Source organism: Superficieibacter sp. 1612_C1 (assembly GCF_015234305.1).
Taxonomy (GTDB): domain Bacteria; phylum Pseudomonadota; class Gammaproteobacteria; order Enterobacterales; family Enterobacteriaceae; genus Superficieibacter.
In genome coordinates, this window is the sequence record NZ_JADGMI010000004.1 from 225,297 (window position 1) to 238,449 (window position 13,153).

General features: G+C 49.4%; 16 protein-coding genes. 8 read left to right on the plus strand and 8 right to left on the minus strand.

What is annotated here, in order from left to right; all coding sequences use genetic code 11:
• Window positions 1–66: 66 nt before the first annotated feature.
• The 4 genes from INT84_RS15145 to INT84_RS15160 all read right to left on the minus strand — a co-directional run bounded on the left by INT84_RS15145 (window position 67) and on the right by INT84_RS15160 (window position 2,629).
• Window positions 67–423: a DUF1971 domain-containing protein gene (locus tag INT84_RS15145; protein ID WP_176919474.1), complete on the minus strand. Its 357-nt coding sequence runs from the start codon at window positions 421–423 to the stop codon at window positions 67–69.
• 24 nt (window positions 424–447) lie between these two features.
• Complete coding sequence (locus tag INT84_RS15150) at window positions 448–786, minus strand: DUF1869 domain-containing protein (protein WP_194207713.1); 339 nt, start codon at window positions 784–786, stop codon at window positions 448–450.
• Between the two features lie 10 nt (window positions 787–796).
• Window positions 797–1,129: a DUF1971 domain-containing protein gene (locus INT84_RS15155; protein WP_194207451.1), complete on the minus strand. Its 333-nt coding sequence runs from the start codon at window positions 1,127–1,129 to the stop codon at window positions 797–799.
• Window positions 1,130–1,414: 285 nt separating this feature from the next.
• Window positions 1,415–2,629 (minus strand): NAD(P)/FAD-dependent oxidoreductase, encoded by a 1,215-nt coding sequence (locus INT84_RS15160; protein WP_194207452.1) that lies wholly within the window; start codon window positions 2,627–2,629, stop codon window positions 1,415–1,417.
• Window positions 2,630–2,859: 230 nt separating this feature from the next.
• Here INT84_RS15160 and pitA point away from each other — a divergent pair, with 230 nt between their 5' ends.
• Window positions 2,860–4,356 carry an inorganic phosphate transporter PitA gene (pitA, locus tag INT84_RS15165; RefSeq protein WP_194207453.1) on the plus strand — a complete coding sequence of 499 codons (1,497 nt, stop codon included), beginning with the start codon at window positions 2,860–2,862 and terminating at the stop codon, window positions 4,354–4,356.
• 53 nt (window positions 4,357–4,409) lie between these two features.
• On the opposite strand, the gene uspB is transcribed toward pitA, so the two are convergent.
• Entirely contained in the window at window positions 4,410–4,745 is a 336-nt protein-coding gene (uspB, locus tag INT84_RS15170; RefSeq protein ID WP_176919478.1) for a universal stress protein UspB, read from the minus strand.
• Between the two features lie 392 nt (window positions 4,746–5,137).
• Between uspB and uspA the strand changes: the two genes are divergently transcribed.
• The 7 genes from uspA to INT84_RS15205 all read left to right on the plus strand — a co-directional run bounded on the left by uspA (window position 5,138) and on the right by INT84_RS15205 (window position 11,000).
• Window positions 5,138–5,575 (plus strand): universal stress protein UspA, encoded by a 438-nt coding sequence (gene uspA, locus INT84_RS15175; RefSeq protein ID WP_194207454.1) that lies wholly within the window; start codon window positions 5,138–5,140, stop codon window positions 5,573–5,575.
• Window positions 5,576–6,054: 479 nt separating this feature from the next.
• Window positions 6,055–6,864 (plus strand): sorbitol-6-phosphate dehydrogenase subunit, encoded by an 810-nt coding sequence (locus tag INT84_RS15180; RefSeq protein ID WP_194207455.1) that lies wholly within the window; start codon window positions 6,055–6,057, stop codon window positions 6,862–6,864.
• Between the two features lie 31 nt (window positions 6,865–6,895).
• A complete protein-coding gene (locus tag INT84_RS15185) occupies window positions 6,896–8,365 on the plus strand; it encodes a PTS mannitol transporter subunit IICB (RefSeq protein ID WP_194207456.1) in 1,470 nt (489 codons plus the stop codon).
• The gene (locus tag INT84_RS15190) at window positions 8,362–8,790 is read left to right on the plus strand and encodes a PTS sugar transporter subunit IIA (RefSeq protein WP_194207457.1); all 429 of its coding nucleotides are present in this window, start codon (window positions 8,362–8,364) and stop codon (window positions 8,788–8,790) included. Before INT84_RS15185 ends, INT84_RS15190 begins: the two co-directional genes overlap by 4 nt.
• A 37-nt stretch (window positions 8,791–8,827) precedes the next feature.
• The gene (locus tag INT84_RS15195; protein ID WP_228066284.1) at window positions 8,828–9,529 is read left to right on the plus strand and encodes a DeoR/GlpR family DNA-binding transcription regulator; all 702 of its coding nucleotides are present in this window, start codon (window positions 8,828–8,830) and stop codon (window positions 9,527–9,529) included.
• Window positions 9,530–9,547: 18 nt separating this feature from the next.
• Complete coding sequence (locus tag INT84_RS15200) at window positions 9,548–10,726, plus strand: mannitol dehydrogenase (protein WP_194207458.1); 1,179 nt, start codon at window positions 9,548–9,550, stop codon at window positions 10,724–10,726.
• Entirely contained in the window at window positions 10,716–11,000 is a 285-nt protein-coding gene (locus INT84_RS15205; protein WP_176918778.1) for an HPr family phosphocarrier protein, read from the plus strand. Before INT84_RS15200 ends, INT84_RS15205 begins: the two co-directional genes overlap by 11 nt.
• Before the next feature lie 64 nt (window positions 11,001–11,064).
• Here INT84_RS15205 and hxpB read toward each other — a convergent pair whose 3' ends face one another.
• The 3 genes from hxpB to INT84_RS15220 form a co-directional block, all read right to left on the minus strand.
• A complete protein-coding gene (gene hxpB / locus INT84_RS15210) occupies window positions 11,065–11,721 on the minus strand; it encodes a hexitol phosphatase HxpB (protein ID WP_194207459.1) in 657 nt (218 codons plus the stop codon).
• An 82-nt stretch (window positions 11,722–11,803) separates the two neighbouring features.
• Complete coding sequence (hxlB, locus tag INT84_RS15215) at window positions 11,804–12,361, minus strand: 6-phospho-3-hexuloisomerase (protein WP_176918776.1); 558 nt, start codon at window positions 12,359–12,361, stop codon at window positions 11,804–11,806.
• 4 nt (window positions 12,362–12,365) lie between these two features.
• Window positions 12,366–13,076: a ribulose-phosphate 3-epimerase gene (locus INT84_RS15220; protein WP_194207460.1), complete on the minus strand. Its 711-nt coding sequence runs from the start codon at window positions 13,074–13,076 to the stop codon at window positions 12,366–12,368.
• Window positions 13,077–13,153: the final 77 nt, after the last annotated feature.

Consider the following 13,153-nt stretch of genomic DNA (forward strand, 5'->3'; position numbering starts at 1 on the left):
GCAAGGCGCAGCCGCCGCCCGGCAAACCACCAGCACAAGCCAGCAATACGCCTTTCGTGACCGGCGTTAACCGCGGTGCGTATTCACCACCTGGCCAATCCCCTTACCTTCCAGCGCTTCGTCCGGATCGGCAAAGAAATCAATATTGAAATACGTGTCGTCGGTCAACAGCTCAATACGATGCCAGTACTGCGGCGGACTAATACCGAAATGCCCGGCCTCAATCACGACCTCAATTTCCGCCGTGGTGTCATTTTCGCTGGCAAAGCCGAAATATTTCACCGCCCCTTCCATCACCGAAAGGCGGCCATAGACGCCTTTTTTGGTGTTGTGGTGAGTTAACAACGCCTGAGGAACCGTCTGTTTATCCCAGAACGGCGTGGAACGGGTGTGACGAAAATGAGCAGGGATTTGAAACGCCATAATCAATCCTCCAGAGGGGTGAAATTACCAGCCGCACACGTTAGTTTCTTCGTCAGACTCATAGCCGCGAACGATATTAATCAAATCTTTTACGCTATCCGCCGCATTCAGCGGGTCCTGCAACTCACTCAGGCTGGCAAAATTTTTATCTACCGAGATACCGTTATTGTTATTCGTCACCGTCAGGACAAATTCATCCGCATTTTCCTTTGCCGCTGACAAACCAGAAACCAACTCCGTCACCGCCTGCACGGCAAGATCCGGCACATACAGGGACATTGGTTTCAAATACACTTTATCTTCGGTTTCATTATTGCTGCTATTCGTTACTGCCAGAGAATAACCTCTATTTTCTGTCGTCATCATGAACACCTCAGCCTTCAATCAAAATTTTCGGGTCTACATAAAAATCTACGCAAAATAGCGTATCGTCCGTTAAAGCTTCTATGTTGTGCCATTTCTCCGGTGGGAAAACGCCAAATTCTCCGGTGTTAATCGTCAGCGTTTCCACCGGCTCAGGGCTGGTCTCATCTGCATAACCGTAATAGCGGATCGCGCCGCGCATTACGCTTAAGCGGGGATAAACGCCCTGCCGCGTACCGGCGTCGAGGTGACGTTTCCAGATAGATGCAGGCGCGGTCTCATTATTCCAGAACGGCGTAGAACGGGTGTGAACATAGTGAGCGGGGATAGCGATACGTTGCATATTTCAGCCTCTTGCGGCTCCCTGAAGCGTGCTCAGAGAAAAAGGAAATCATATGTTGCATATCATATACCTGTTTTTGAATTTTTGCGGTGCTTTTTTTGGTGGGTATTTTTACACTATTTTATCTACTGCGGGAATAATCCATGATGGGCTTCAACAATAATATCGATCTGCCACCTGTGCCTGAGCAACCAATGAGAATTAATAATTGTACTCCCTAAGGATTAATTAAAATGCCGCACATTTCATGCACGGCGGGAATAATAAATAAGGACGAACATTACTTTATGACGACGTCTCAGCGCGTTGCGACATGATTAACGCCTGGGCGCACGCCCAGGCACTCGACCACGCCCACTGGAAGTTATATCCCCCCAGCCAGCCGGTCACATCCATCACTTCGCCGATAAAATAGAGCCCCGGCACATTACGTGCTTCCATCGTGCGCGATGAAAGCTCATGGGTATCGACCCCGCCGAGGGTCACTTCCGCCGTGCGGTAGCCTTCCGTCCCGTTGGGCTGTACGCGCCAGGCCGTTAATACCTCTACCAGTGCCTGCTGATCGCGCGCGTTAAGCTGTTTCAGCGTAACGTCCGGGATTTGCCCTAACTGCTGTAAACACTCGACCAGCCGTTTAGGAAGGTGCATCGCGAGCGTATTTTTCAGGCTTTGATTAGGATGCGCCGCACGTTGTTCATTCAGGAAGCTCTCCAGGTCGCAATCCGGCAACAGATTAATACTGACAAACTCGCCGGGTTGCCAGTAGCTGGAGATTTGCAGCACCGCCGGGCCTGAAAGCCCCCGGTGGGTAAACAGCAGGCTTTCGCGGAACAGCGTGCCGTCCTGCGCGGTAATGACTGACGGCACCGAGACGCCGGAAAGCGTCTGTAACGGCTCCAGCAGCGGTTTATGCAGGGTAAAGGGAACCAGCCCGGCGCGCGTCGGCAGCACCTTCAGACCGAACTGCTCCGCGATTTTATAGCCAAAAGGAGACGCGCCCAGTCCCGGCATCGAAAGGCCGCCGCTGGCGATAACCAGTTGTCTGGTCGCAACCGCATCGCCGTTGAGTTGCAGGATATACCCGTCGTCATCGCGTTCGACGCTCAGCACCTCGCTGCGCAGTCGCGTTGTCACCTGTCCCTTTTCACACTCCTTCACCAGCATATCGACGATTTGCTGCGCGGAATCGTCACAAAAGAGCTGGCCCAGCGCCTTTTCATGCCAGGCAATGTTGTACTTCCCTACCAGCTCGATAAAATCCCACTGGGTATAGCGTGCCAGTGCTGACTTACAAAAATGCGGGTTCTGACTCAGATAGGCGGCAGGTTCGACGTAGAGGTTGGTAAAATTACAGCGTCCTCCACCCGACATCAGAATTTTGCGGCCCGGTTTTTTGCCGTTATCAAGCAGCAGTACACGGCTTCCGGCCTGGCCTGCCGTGGCCGCACAAAACATTCCTGCGGCACCCGCACCGATAACAATGGCATCAAACCTTTCCACAGCAACATCCTCTCTCAAATCAGGGCGTGAATTGTAAAGATTACCCAGTGGTCGCACCAGCGTAAAAATGCGCTGTATCCATCATTTCATTGAAATCTATAAGATAAATCTTTAGCACGATCTGACAAAGCACGACTAATATCAAAAAAAGGCTATATTTCACTTTGCCCGCGCCGCCAAAGTCACTGATAATGCGCCGCGTTCATGTCCTCAAAATGGCGTAACGTCCTATGCTACATTTGTTTGCTGGTCTTGATTTCCATACGGGCCTTTTGTTATTGCTTGCTCTGGTTTTTGTGCTGTTTTACGAAGCCATCAACGGCTTCCATGACACTGCGAATGCTGTTGCAACCGTGATTTATACCCGTGCAATGCGCTCGCAACTCGCGGTGGTCATGGCTGCGGTATTTAACTTTTTCGGCGTTCTGCTCGGCGGATTGAGCGTGGCCTATGCGATTGTGCATATGCTGCCAACCGATCTGCTACTGAATGTCAGCTCCGCTCACGGCCTGGCGATGGTTTTCTCCATGCTGCTGGCGGCTATCATCTGGAACCTGGGGACCTGGTATTTTGGTTTGCCGGCCTCCAGTTCTCATACCCTGATTGGCGCAATCATCGGCATTGGTTTAACCAACGCATTGATGAGCGGTACATCGGTGGTCGATGCGCTCAACATTCCCAAAGTTATCAACATCTTTGCCTCGTTGATTGTGTCTCCCATCGTTGGCCTGATCTTCGCAGGGGGCCTGGTGTTTATTTTGCGTCGCTACTGGAGCGGCACCAAAAAACGCGCCCGTATCCACCTGACGCCAGCCGAACGTGAAAAGAAAGACGGGAAGAAAAAACCGCCGTTCTGGACGCGTATCGCGCTGATCCTGTCCGCCATTGGCGTGAGTTTTTCTCACGGTGCGAATGACGGACAGAAAGGGATTGGCCTGATTATGCTGGTACTGATTGGCGTTGCGCCTGCGGGATTCGTAGTTAACATGAATGCCTCTGGCTACGACATTACCCGTACTCGCGACGCGATCAATAACGTAGAAGTCTATTTCCAGCAGCATCCGGACTTCCTGCAAAAAGCGATCGAAAAAGAGCCGGCGATTCCGACGCCGGAACAAACCGGTAACAAGCCGGCCGAGTTTCATTGCCATCCTGGCCTGGCGATTAACGCGCTAAACCGCGCTAAAACGATGCTGGGCGACATTGATAACTACGATAAGCTTCCGGTAGAGCAACGTAGCCAGCTGCGCCGCATCATGCTGTGTATTGCGGATACAACCGATAAAGTCGCTAAGATGCCGAATGTCAGCGCTGACGATCAGCGTCTGCTCAAAAAGCTGAAAGGCGATATGCTCAGCACCATTGAGTATGCCCCTATCTGGATCATCATGGCCGTCGCGTTAGCGCTGGGTATTGGTACCATGATTGGCTGGCGACGTGTTGCCACCACTATCGGTGAAAAAATCGGTAAAAAAGGCATGACCTATGCACAGGGCATGTCCGCTCAGATGACGGCAGCGGTCTCCATCGGGCTTGCCAGCTATACCGGCATGCCGGTTTCCACCACCCACGTTCTCTCATCCTCCGTGGCGGGGACGATGATCGTAGACGGTGGCGGTCTGCAACGCAAAACCGTGACCAGCATATTGATGGCGTGGGTCTTTACGCTTCCAGCCTCAATCCTGCTGTCGGGCGTACTGTACTGGCTGGCCTTGCATATCATTTAACGGCGGGTATTGCAGAAAACAGAAGCGGGTCAGGAAACTGGCCCGCTTTTTTTTCAGTGCCAAATCATCAACGCGATCAGACTGACCACCACCAGCCCACACAAAAAGCTGGTCAAAATAAACTGTCCGCGCACGCGTTCACAGCGGCGGATAAACTCATCATCATGATGATCAAGGTAGCGTTGAGCATAGATATACCACACCAGTCGCACCTGCTTGCCGGGCTGACCGTGAGACGTAAAGAAACCGCCACCATCGACGTACTGGTAAAGCAAAGGGTCACAGCCGCGTAATACCACTAACAGCGCACGCAGGGATGAAAAATAGCGTGCCATGTTAACAACACAAACAACACATAGAGCCCAAAAAAGCGCGATGGTGCTGATCATACCGCCTCCCCGGCAATTACCCACCGTTAAAGCCTGCGGGCAATCGCTCCCCAACATACGGACAAAGAGTTCATTGAAAGAGTGAGAAACCGATCACGTTTATTTATCCGACCGGCTCATTAAATAGTGTAGGAGATCAGTTAATTTTTTTACCATAACGTTAACCATTATCAATGCAATTGTCTGAAAATTTTGTTCAACTTTGAGTTGAGCAAGCGACATTGACGAAGGACCTGGTGCGCTATAAGGTAGGATCATCCTCTACACCAGGCTTCTAAAGGCAGGGCTTATTCATCCCGCGCGTGTAGTACGCAGGACGCGGAACAAGACAGCCAGCGACAGCAGGCGGTCCGGCCCACTGGTCATCGACAACTTATGGAAGGAGTAACACTATGGCTTACAAACACATTCTCATTGCGGTTGACCTGTCTCCAGAAAGCAAAGTGCTGGTAGACAAAGCGGTATCCATGGCGCGTCCTTACGATGCAAAAATTTCCCTGATCCATGTGGATGTTAACTACTCCGATCTATACACCGGTCTGATTGATGTGAACCTCGGCGATATGCAAAAACGCATCTCTGAAGAAACGCATCATGCCCTGAGTGAACTCTCCGCCAATGCCAACTACCCTATCACCGAAACCCTGAGCGGCAGCGGCGATCTGGGTCAGGTGCTGGTTGATGCGATTAAAAAATATGACATGGACCTGGTCGTTTGCGGCCATCATCAGGATTTCTGGAGCAAACTCATGTCATCTGCTCGCCAATTGATTAATACCGTGCATGTCGACATGCTGATCGTCCCGCTGCGCGACGAAGAAGACGAATAAAACTGCACTTTGCCAACAAAAAACTGCGGCGGGTCCGCAGTTTTTTTATGCCTGCCTTTCCCCCGTTTCTCCTGCTAACGCCTTAATTTTCTCTTCGCCACCACGCCTTCGCATTGCTTATTTCACCATTAAATAACAATCATCAAACACACTAAAAACACAAACATGCACGTAAATGCATTAAAAATATTAATAAACGCATTTACGCGCACTATTAATTGATTAATTAACCATCAACCCCGAAGTGCGATCCTCTACGCAAAATAAATGAAAAAATGTAATTCATTGAATTATAAAGAATAATACATTTATGATGTGATTTACCTCGCATATTAAGATCCTCTTCGTAGTCAATGCGTTTTTCTGCGCATAAATTACAAACGCGCACAAAAACGCATTTATTCCTGGCAAGCATGCCACGTTACGTACCCGCGCCGTGGCATGTGCAAACCAACGTAAAAACAGTGAGAGAAAGAAAAATGGATCAAGCAATAAAGTGGTTGGATCTTTCCGGAAAAGTGGTGATTGTGACCGGCGGCAGCATGGGTCTTGGCGAAAAGATGGTTGAAAACCTGCATGCCAATGGCGCAATCGTGGTGTATGCCGACCTCGCACCTAACGCCGCGTTTAGTCAGATTGACGGTATCACCTATATCAAATGCGATGTGACCAAAAAAGCAGAAGTCGAGCAGCTTGCCGCTAGCGTGGTCAAGAAATTTGGTCATATTGACGGACTGGTCAACAACGCAGGCGTCAGCCGCCCGCGCCTGCTGGTGGATGTCTTCAAACAAAAACCGGAATATGAGCTGAGCGAAGATGACTTCGACTTTATGGTGAATGTTAACCAGAAAGCGGTCTATCTCGTCTCCCAGGCCGTCGCCCGTCAAATGGTCGAACAGGAGTCCGGCGTGATTATCAATATGACCTCTGAGGCTGGCGTTCAGGGTTCACGCGGCCAGAGCTGCTACTCTGCAACCAAAGCCGCCGTTAACGCCTTTACCTTCGCCTGGGCAAAAGAGCTGGGGCCGTACAATATCCGCATCGTTAGCGTTGAACCCGGCATTAACGTCCCTACCCCGATGAACAGCGAAGCGAATTTCCGTGCGCTGGCCTATACCCGCGGCACCGATCCTTCCCACGTGCATAAAGACTACAAAGGCATTATTCCACTGGGACGCCCTGGCAAGCTGGAAGAGATTGCCGATCTTATTTCTTACCTGGTCTCTGATCACTCTTCTTATATCACGGGCTCGGTCGTCAATATCACTGGCGGTAAATCACATCATTAATCACTCATTATCATAAGAAATGGAGCCGACCATGGGGAACAATCGAATTGCCAATAGCCCTACGTTAGCGAAAATTAGAAAGTTCGGTGGAGTTATGAGCGGCATGGTTATGCCGAATCTGGGTGCATTTGTCGGATGGGGATTAATGGCCGCCATTTTTATTCCAAATGGCTGGTTCCCCAATGAAAAATTAGGAGAGATGGTCGGCCCAATCCTGAATTATCTTTTTCCATTATTGATTGGCTACACAGCAGGATACAACATTCACGGTCAGCGTGGCGGGGTCATTGCCGCCTTCGCCACCATGGGCGTCATTGTGGGCTCTAACATTACGATGATCAGTGGTGCGATGGTCATGGGGCCGCTCTCCTCCTGGCTGTTGAAGAAATTCGATCAGAAAGTGCAGCCCAAAATTAAACCCGGCTTTGAAATGTTCGTGAATAATTTCAGCCTGGGGATCATAGGTCTGCTGTGCGCGATTTTTGCTTACATGACCGTTGGGCCAGTGATCCGTCTGCTGATCGTGATTATTACATCAGGCGTTAACTGGTGTACTACCCATAACCTCCTGCCGCTGCTGTCTGTCTTTATGGCTCCGGCCCAGGTGCTGTTCCTTAACAACGTCGTTAACCACGGTATCCTTGCCCCGATCGGTTTTGCGCAGGTTCCTGAACTGGGTAAATCGATCATGTTCCTGGTGGATACCAACAACGGTCCATTGCTGGGAACGCTGATGGCTATCGCCCTTTTCGGACGTGGACGCGCTAAAAAGACCGCACCGATGGCAATGTTCATTGCCGGGATTGCCGGGATTGGTGAAGTTTACTTCCCCTTCGTGCTGGCAAACCCGCTGTTGGTCTTCGCCACCATGGGTGGGCTGGCGGTCTCGCTGTTCCTGCAAGTGATTATGGGTGGCGGCCTGATTGGCGTAGCGTCTCCGGGCAGCTTGATCGCTATCGCGATGATGACACCGAAAAGCGCTATTATCGCCAACCTGGTTTCGATTAGCGCGGGCTTTATCGTCTCCTGCACGCTTGGCTGGCTGCTGTTGAAAATCAGCCCCGGCTCAGAAGATGGCGAAGAAGAGGATCCTGTTATTGTCGGTGGTCGTCAGGTGAAATCCGTCACGGATTTTGTACCGGGCATGGCAACACCGACTTCTGCACCTGCGACGGTAAGGAAAAGCATCCAGCGAATACTTGTCGCCTGCGATTCCGGCATGGGTTCCAGCGCCATGGGAGCATCGGTACTGCGAAAACGGCTGAAGGAAGAAAATCTCGACACCATCACCGTTGTTAATGATTCCGCTAATCGGGTGGGCAAAGATTACGACATTGTTATTACCCTCTCCGGGTTGCTCGAACGCGCGAAACTTAGCTGCGAAAATGCGAATACGGCGTTTATCACTGTTAATAACTTTATTAAGTTAAGTGATTACGATGAAACCGTTGCATTTATCAAGCAACGCAATCAGGCGGCGAATCAGGAAGCAACAACATGAATGAAATTTTCTCTCTAAAAAACATTGTCCTCAATGCCAAAGCTGACGATAAATTTGCCGCAATAACGTTAACCGGGGAAGTTTTAAAACAGAATGGTTATATCACTGAGCGATACATTGAAAGAATGAAGCTCAGGGAGGAAATAGTTTCAACGTATCTGGGGAATGGATTAGCGATCCCTCACGGTACGGATGGCTCAGACTGTGAAATCATTAAAACCGGGATCTCGTTAGTGCAGTTTCCTGATGGCGTCGACTTTGGTGATGGAAATACTGCATATATAACCATTGGTATTGCTGGCAAGGAGGGTGAACATATGGACTTACTGAATAAAATCGCCCTTATATGTATTGAAGAAGAGAATGTTATGGCGTTACGTAATGCCACATCATCAGAACAAATTTTACAAGTCCTGAACTTATAAGATATACTCGTTATTCTTTGAATAACATGAGTATGTAATGATGAAGGCAGCCAGACAAGACATTATTCTTCAGATACTTGAAAAAGAAAAAAAGATCGTTGCCAGTAAATTAAGTGAGCGCCTGAAGGTTTCTGAAGATACCGTAAGGCGCGACTTAAATGAACTTGCAAACCAGGGATTAATTCGACGCGTACACAGTGGCGCAATACGCGTTGGCCCGGCAGTCACTGACTTTAATGTCAGGCAGGATCTCAACATTAATGAAAAGGTTAAACTTGCAAAGAAAGCAGTGCATTTAATCAAAGAGAATAGTGTCATTCTGATTGATGGAGGAACAACCAATTACGAATTAGTTAAACAAATACCTAAAGATATAAAATGTACAGTTGTCTCCAACAACATTCCTATTTTGCACTTACTCAGTGATTATCAAAATGTGGAAGTTATCGGTTTAGGCGGCAGGCTTTACAAAAACTCTTTAGTATTAATTGGTGCAGAAACCATCCGTGAACTGGCCGCTATTCGTCCCGATATCTATTTTATGGGCGTCGCCCATGTTGATAGCGAAGTCGGCGTAACCATTCCAGGACTGGATGAGTGCTACACCAAACAAAAAATGGCTGAGGTCTCGAATGAAGTTGCCATCCTTGTAACTGAAGAAAAACTTGAGACCAGGTCTAATTTCGTTGTGTCCTCACTCAAGGATATCACTCATATATTCACGAGTAAGGACATCTAAATATTATGAGGTATGTTAATGAAACGCGTATTAATTGTAGGCGCTGGCCGCCTTGGTAAAGGCTTTGTTGGCGAAACGTTTGATAATGCAGGCTGGAATATTTCGTTCCTGGATAAAGACCCCCGAGTCATCGACGAATTAAAAAAACATAACAAATATACCGTTCAGGTATTTCGTACCGATGACATCATCATGCATGATATCACCAACTTTAATGCATTTCTGACTGATGATAACTATTCCGTAATGGATGATTTCCTCGAATCTTCCGTTATTATGTGCCCGCTCTACCCGGAAGATTTTCCGGCCTCCGCAGAATATCTGTCAGCCTGTTTTGAAAAGCAGTATGAAGTCGATCCTGACAAAAAAATGACGCTGATCTGCTTAACCAACAAAAACCATATTATTAAAGATATTGAAGGCTATTACCGCGACGCAATTTCTTCGCCGGAAGCCCGCGCCTGGTTTGATACCCACGTTGCCATCCGTGACTCCATCGTTCGCCGCTCCACGGATGCCGAAACCAACTATGCCACTAACATTGACAGCACCGCCGTCGCGTCACTGCTGATTCAGACCCCGCTGTACAACGACATCAGCGATGTCGAATGGCTGGAGCCGAGAGAGCACCTTGAAATGTTGAAAGACATCAAAGTGTTCACCATTAACGGTCCGCATGCCACCACCGCCTACTTTGGCTTCCTGAAAGGTTATAAAACGATTCCTGACGCCTCTGCCGACCCGGAAATCGCCGAGCTGGTGAATGCGGTTCACGATGTCACCATTAAAGCTGTGATGCTGGAATATCCGCAAATCACCCGTGAAGCGCTGACGGATCTTGAATATCTGCCGAAAGCGAAAAACGAACTGCCGGATTCTATCCATCGCGTTGCCTGGGACCCCATCCGTAAACTGGCCAATCGCGACCGTCTGATGGGTGTGGCGCATCTGTGCCTGAAATTTGGCCTGGATTACACGCCGATTGCCAAAGCCATCGCCTGCGGTCTGGCGTATTACGCACCTGACGATAAAGCCTCAGTGGCTATTCAGCAATCGCTGCAAAGCCAGGGTCTTCTGGCGACCGCCGCAACGATTATTGGCCTGCCTCAGGATCATGAAATTACACGCTGCGTGGCGAAGCACTATACCGATGCGGCTTATTCCATCCAGCAATCTGTAAGTCACTATGGTCAATAAACACTGTCACGCACAATTTATTATCCGTAATGAAAATGGGCTGCATGCCCGGCCCGGGGCGACGTTCGTCTCGACCCTGAAGCCTTTTGCCTGTTCAGTTACGGTCGCTAACCTGTCGCGCAGCGATAAGTTTGTTAACGCCAAAAGCCTGATGGCACTGATGTCTTTAGGTATTAAAAAAGGTCATGAAATACGGGTGGAGTTTGAAGGTGATGACGCCACCGCCGCTATGGAAAGTTTGACGAGTGAAATAGAGAAAGGTTTAGGCGAATAATAATCCCTTTTCGCCTTTTAACAGGTTTACCTGACAGTCGGTAAACCTGTTTTTTTTGCGTTTTTTACCACGAATTCAGAATGAAAGGTAAGACCTCATCATGATGATCGATAATCTGGTCCGCTAACGTAAAACGGGGATCGTGACGCTGATGCGGTGCCGGCAGTGCCAGGGCACGCATTCCGGCAGCTTTGGCGGCGATCAGGCCGTTAAGCGAATCTTCAATCACCAGACAATATTGCGGATCGGCGTCCATCATGGCCGCAGCATTGAGGAAGATTTCCGGATGCGGCTTACAATGCGCCAGCGTCTCTGCCGAGATAGCGGCCTGGAAATAATGGCGAATATTGAGCGTATCGAGGACGTTATCGATCTGACGCAGCGGTGAAGAAGAGGCCACCGACATGGGAATATTACGCTGGCGCAGCGCATCAAGGAGTTCGAAGATGCCGGGCACAGGTCGGGGCTGCTGGCGTATTTTGTCCGCCACCTGCCCGACGATAAGGTCGTGAACGAAAGAGAGATCGTGCGCGGGTAGCCGGTGTCTTTCATGCAGTTTGCGCAAAAACACCATTACCGGCATTCCCGTGAAAGCATCAAAATCATCATCGACCAGCGTCAGCCCGTGACGCAGTAAATAGAACTCTTTTTCGACATCGCGCCATACTGGCTCCGAGTCGATAAGTACGCCATCCATATCAAAAATAACGGTTATCGCCATTTCTATTCCTTACAGATAAAGAAAATGCGCCATTGTGCAGTTTGAGCACAATGGCGCAAAGAGAAGCACCGGAACGCGAACCTTATTCAAGATTGGCGTGAAACTGCCAAAGCGCGTCCATGTTTATTTGTCGCTTTTCGATCAGCAGGAGCGCGAGGATATCGCCCAGCAAAAGCAAGGACTGTTCAAAAAGCGAGGTCATCGGCTGGATGGAGGGCGTTTCCGAAGGCAGGTTAAGTTTGGTTTTTACCGGAATGCGAATAAACAAATCGCTGACCTCTTTCATGCTGCTTTGCGGGTTAGCGCCAATATGCGCAACTTTGGCATGAAAGGTTTTCGCTTTTCGCGCAATCCCTAACGGGAACATGCTTTCACCGCTACCGGAGCCGACAATAAGCAGATCGTTAGCGGTAATCGCCGGTTCCGTTATTTGCCCGACAATGCAGGTCTGGATACCGAGATGCGCCAGGCGCTTGGCTATCGCCTGCAAGGAGAGCAGCACCCGGCCCACGCCGACAAAAAAGACCCGGTCTGCGGATTCGATCATCTCCAGCAATTGCTCGACGCTCTGCGAAGAGACGTTGTCGAGGGTAGCGTTGAGTTCATTAATGACATGGCTTTTATTAAGTTGATAATTCATGCGTTCACTCCCTGATTTCTACCCGTGCCAGACCTTCTGCCACCGTCTGATCGAGCGTGCGCTTGTTCTCTTTAAGCGTATGTCCGGCAACAAACAACCCCGTACTGCCGAGTACCAGATTGGTGGCACCGGCAGCAATCAGCCCAGGAATAGTGGCAAACGAGACGCGGCCATCAACCTGTATCGCGGTATCAGCCTCAGCCGCTGAAATTTTTGCACGAAGTTGCCGGACTTTTTCTTCTGCATAGGGAACCTGCTGCTCGCTTTTATCGCCAGCAAAGCCCGGATTGATAAGCATCAATAATGCGTAATCAAGTGAAGGTAAAAGGTAGTCGAGCGTGGTCAGACTGGTGGCTGGATTTAGCGCGATTCCCGCTTCCACATTCTCTTTTTTGATAAGGTTAACCAGCCTGTCGGGATGCAAAGAGGTCTCATAGTGAAAGGCAATACGTTGCACGCCGATATCCAGTACCTGTTTGATAAACCACTCATTATTGACAGACATAATATGGATATCGAAATCCAGACGGGTCTGTTTACGTAGCTGCTTAATCGTCTCCAGCCCCAGCGGCATGCTGGGACTAAAGGCGCTGTCGATAAGGTCGATATGCAACGCATCGACACCCGCCTCTTCAAGCTCCCTGACGGCATGACTTAAGTTAAGTAAATCAGCACACATCAGAGAAGGCGATAAAATGACCGATTTAAACGCCATTTCATTCAATCCTTAGCATTGTTACATAATGCATTATTTTGCGTGTTTAATAATATTACGCGCAAAATAATGCATAT

Coding starts and splice junctions, on each gene's coding strand:
- pitA (WP_194207453.1), top strand. CDS start 2,860: ATGCTACATTTGTTTGCTGGTCTTGATTTCCATACGGGCCTTTTGTTA.
- INT84_RS15185 (WP_194207456.1), top strand. CDS start 6,896: ATGGGGAACAATCGAATTGCCAATAGCCCTACGTTAGCGAAAATTAGA.
- INT84_RS15220 (WP_194207460.1), bottom strand. CDS start 13,076: ATGGCGTTTAAATCGGTCATTTTATCGCCTTCTCTGATGTGTGCTGAT.
- INT84_RS15190 (WP_194207457.1), top strand. CDS start 8,362: ATGAATGAAATTTTCTCTCTAAAAAACATTGTCCTCAATGCCAAAGCT.
- INT84_RS15195 (WP_228066284.1), top strand. CDS start 8,828: ATGATGAAGGCAGCCAGACAAGACATTATTCTTCAGATACTTGAAAAA.
- hxpB (WP_194207459.1), bottom strand. CDS start 11,721: ATGGCGATAACCGTTATTTTTGATATGGATGGCGTACTTATCGACTCG.
- INT84_RS15145 (WP_176919474.1), bottom strand. CDS start 423: ATGGCGTTTCAAATCCCTGCTCATTTTCGTCACACCCGTTCCACGCCG.
- hxlB (WP_176918776.1), bottom strand. CDS start 12,361: ATGAATTATCAACTTAATAAAAGCCATGTCATTAATGAACTCAACGCT.
- INT84_RS15150 (WP_194207713.1), bottom strand. CDS start 786: ATGACGACAGAAAATAGAGGTTATTCTCTGGCAGTAACGAATAGCAGC.
- uspB (WP_176919478.1), bottom strand. CDS start 4,745: ATGATCAGCACCATCGCGCTTTTTTGGGCTCTATGTGTTGTTTGTGTT.
- uspA (WP_194207454.1), top strand. CDS start 5,138: ATGGCTTACAAACACATTCTCATTGCGGTTGACCTGTCTCCAGAAAGC.
- INT84_RS15200 (WP_194207458.1), top strand. CDS start 9,548: ATGAAACGCGTATTAATTGTAGGCGCTGGCCGCCTTGGTAAAGGCTTT.
- INT84_RS15180 (WP_194207455.1), top strand. CDS start 6,055: ATGGATCAAGCAATAAAGTGGTTGGATCTTTCCGGAAAAGTGGTGATT.
- INT84_RS15205 (WP_176918778.1), top strand. CDS start 10,716: ATGGTCAATAAACACTGTCACGCACAATTTATTATCCGTAATGAAAAT.
- INT84_RS15155 (WP_194207451.1), bottom strand. CDS start 1,129: ATGCAACGTATCGCTATCCCCGCTCACTATGTTCACACCCGTTCTACG.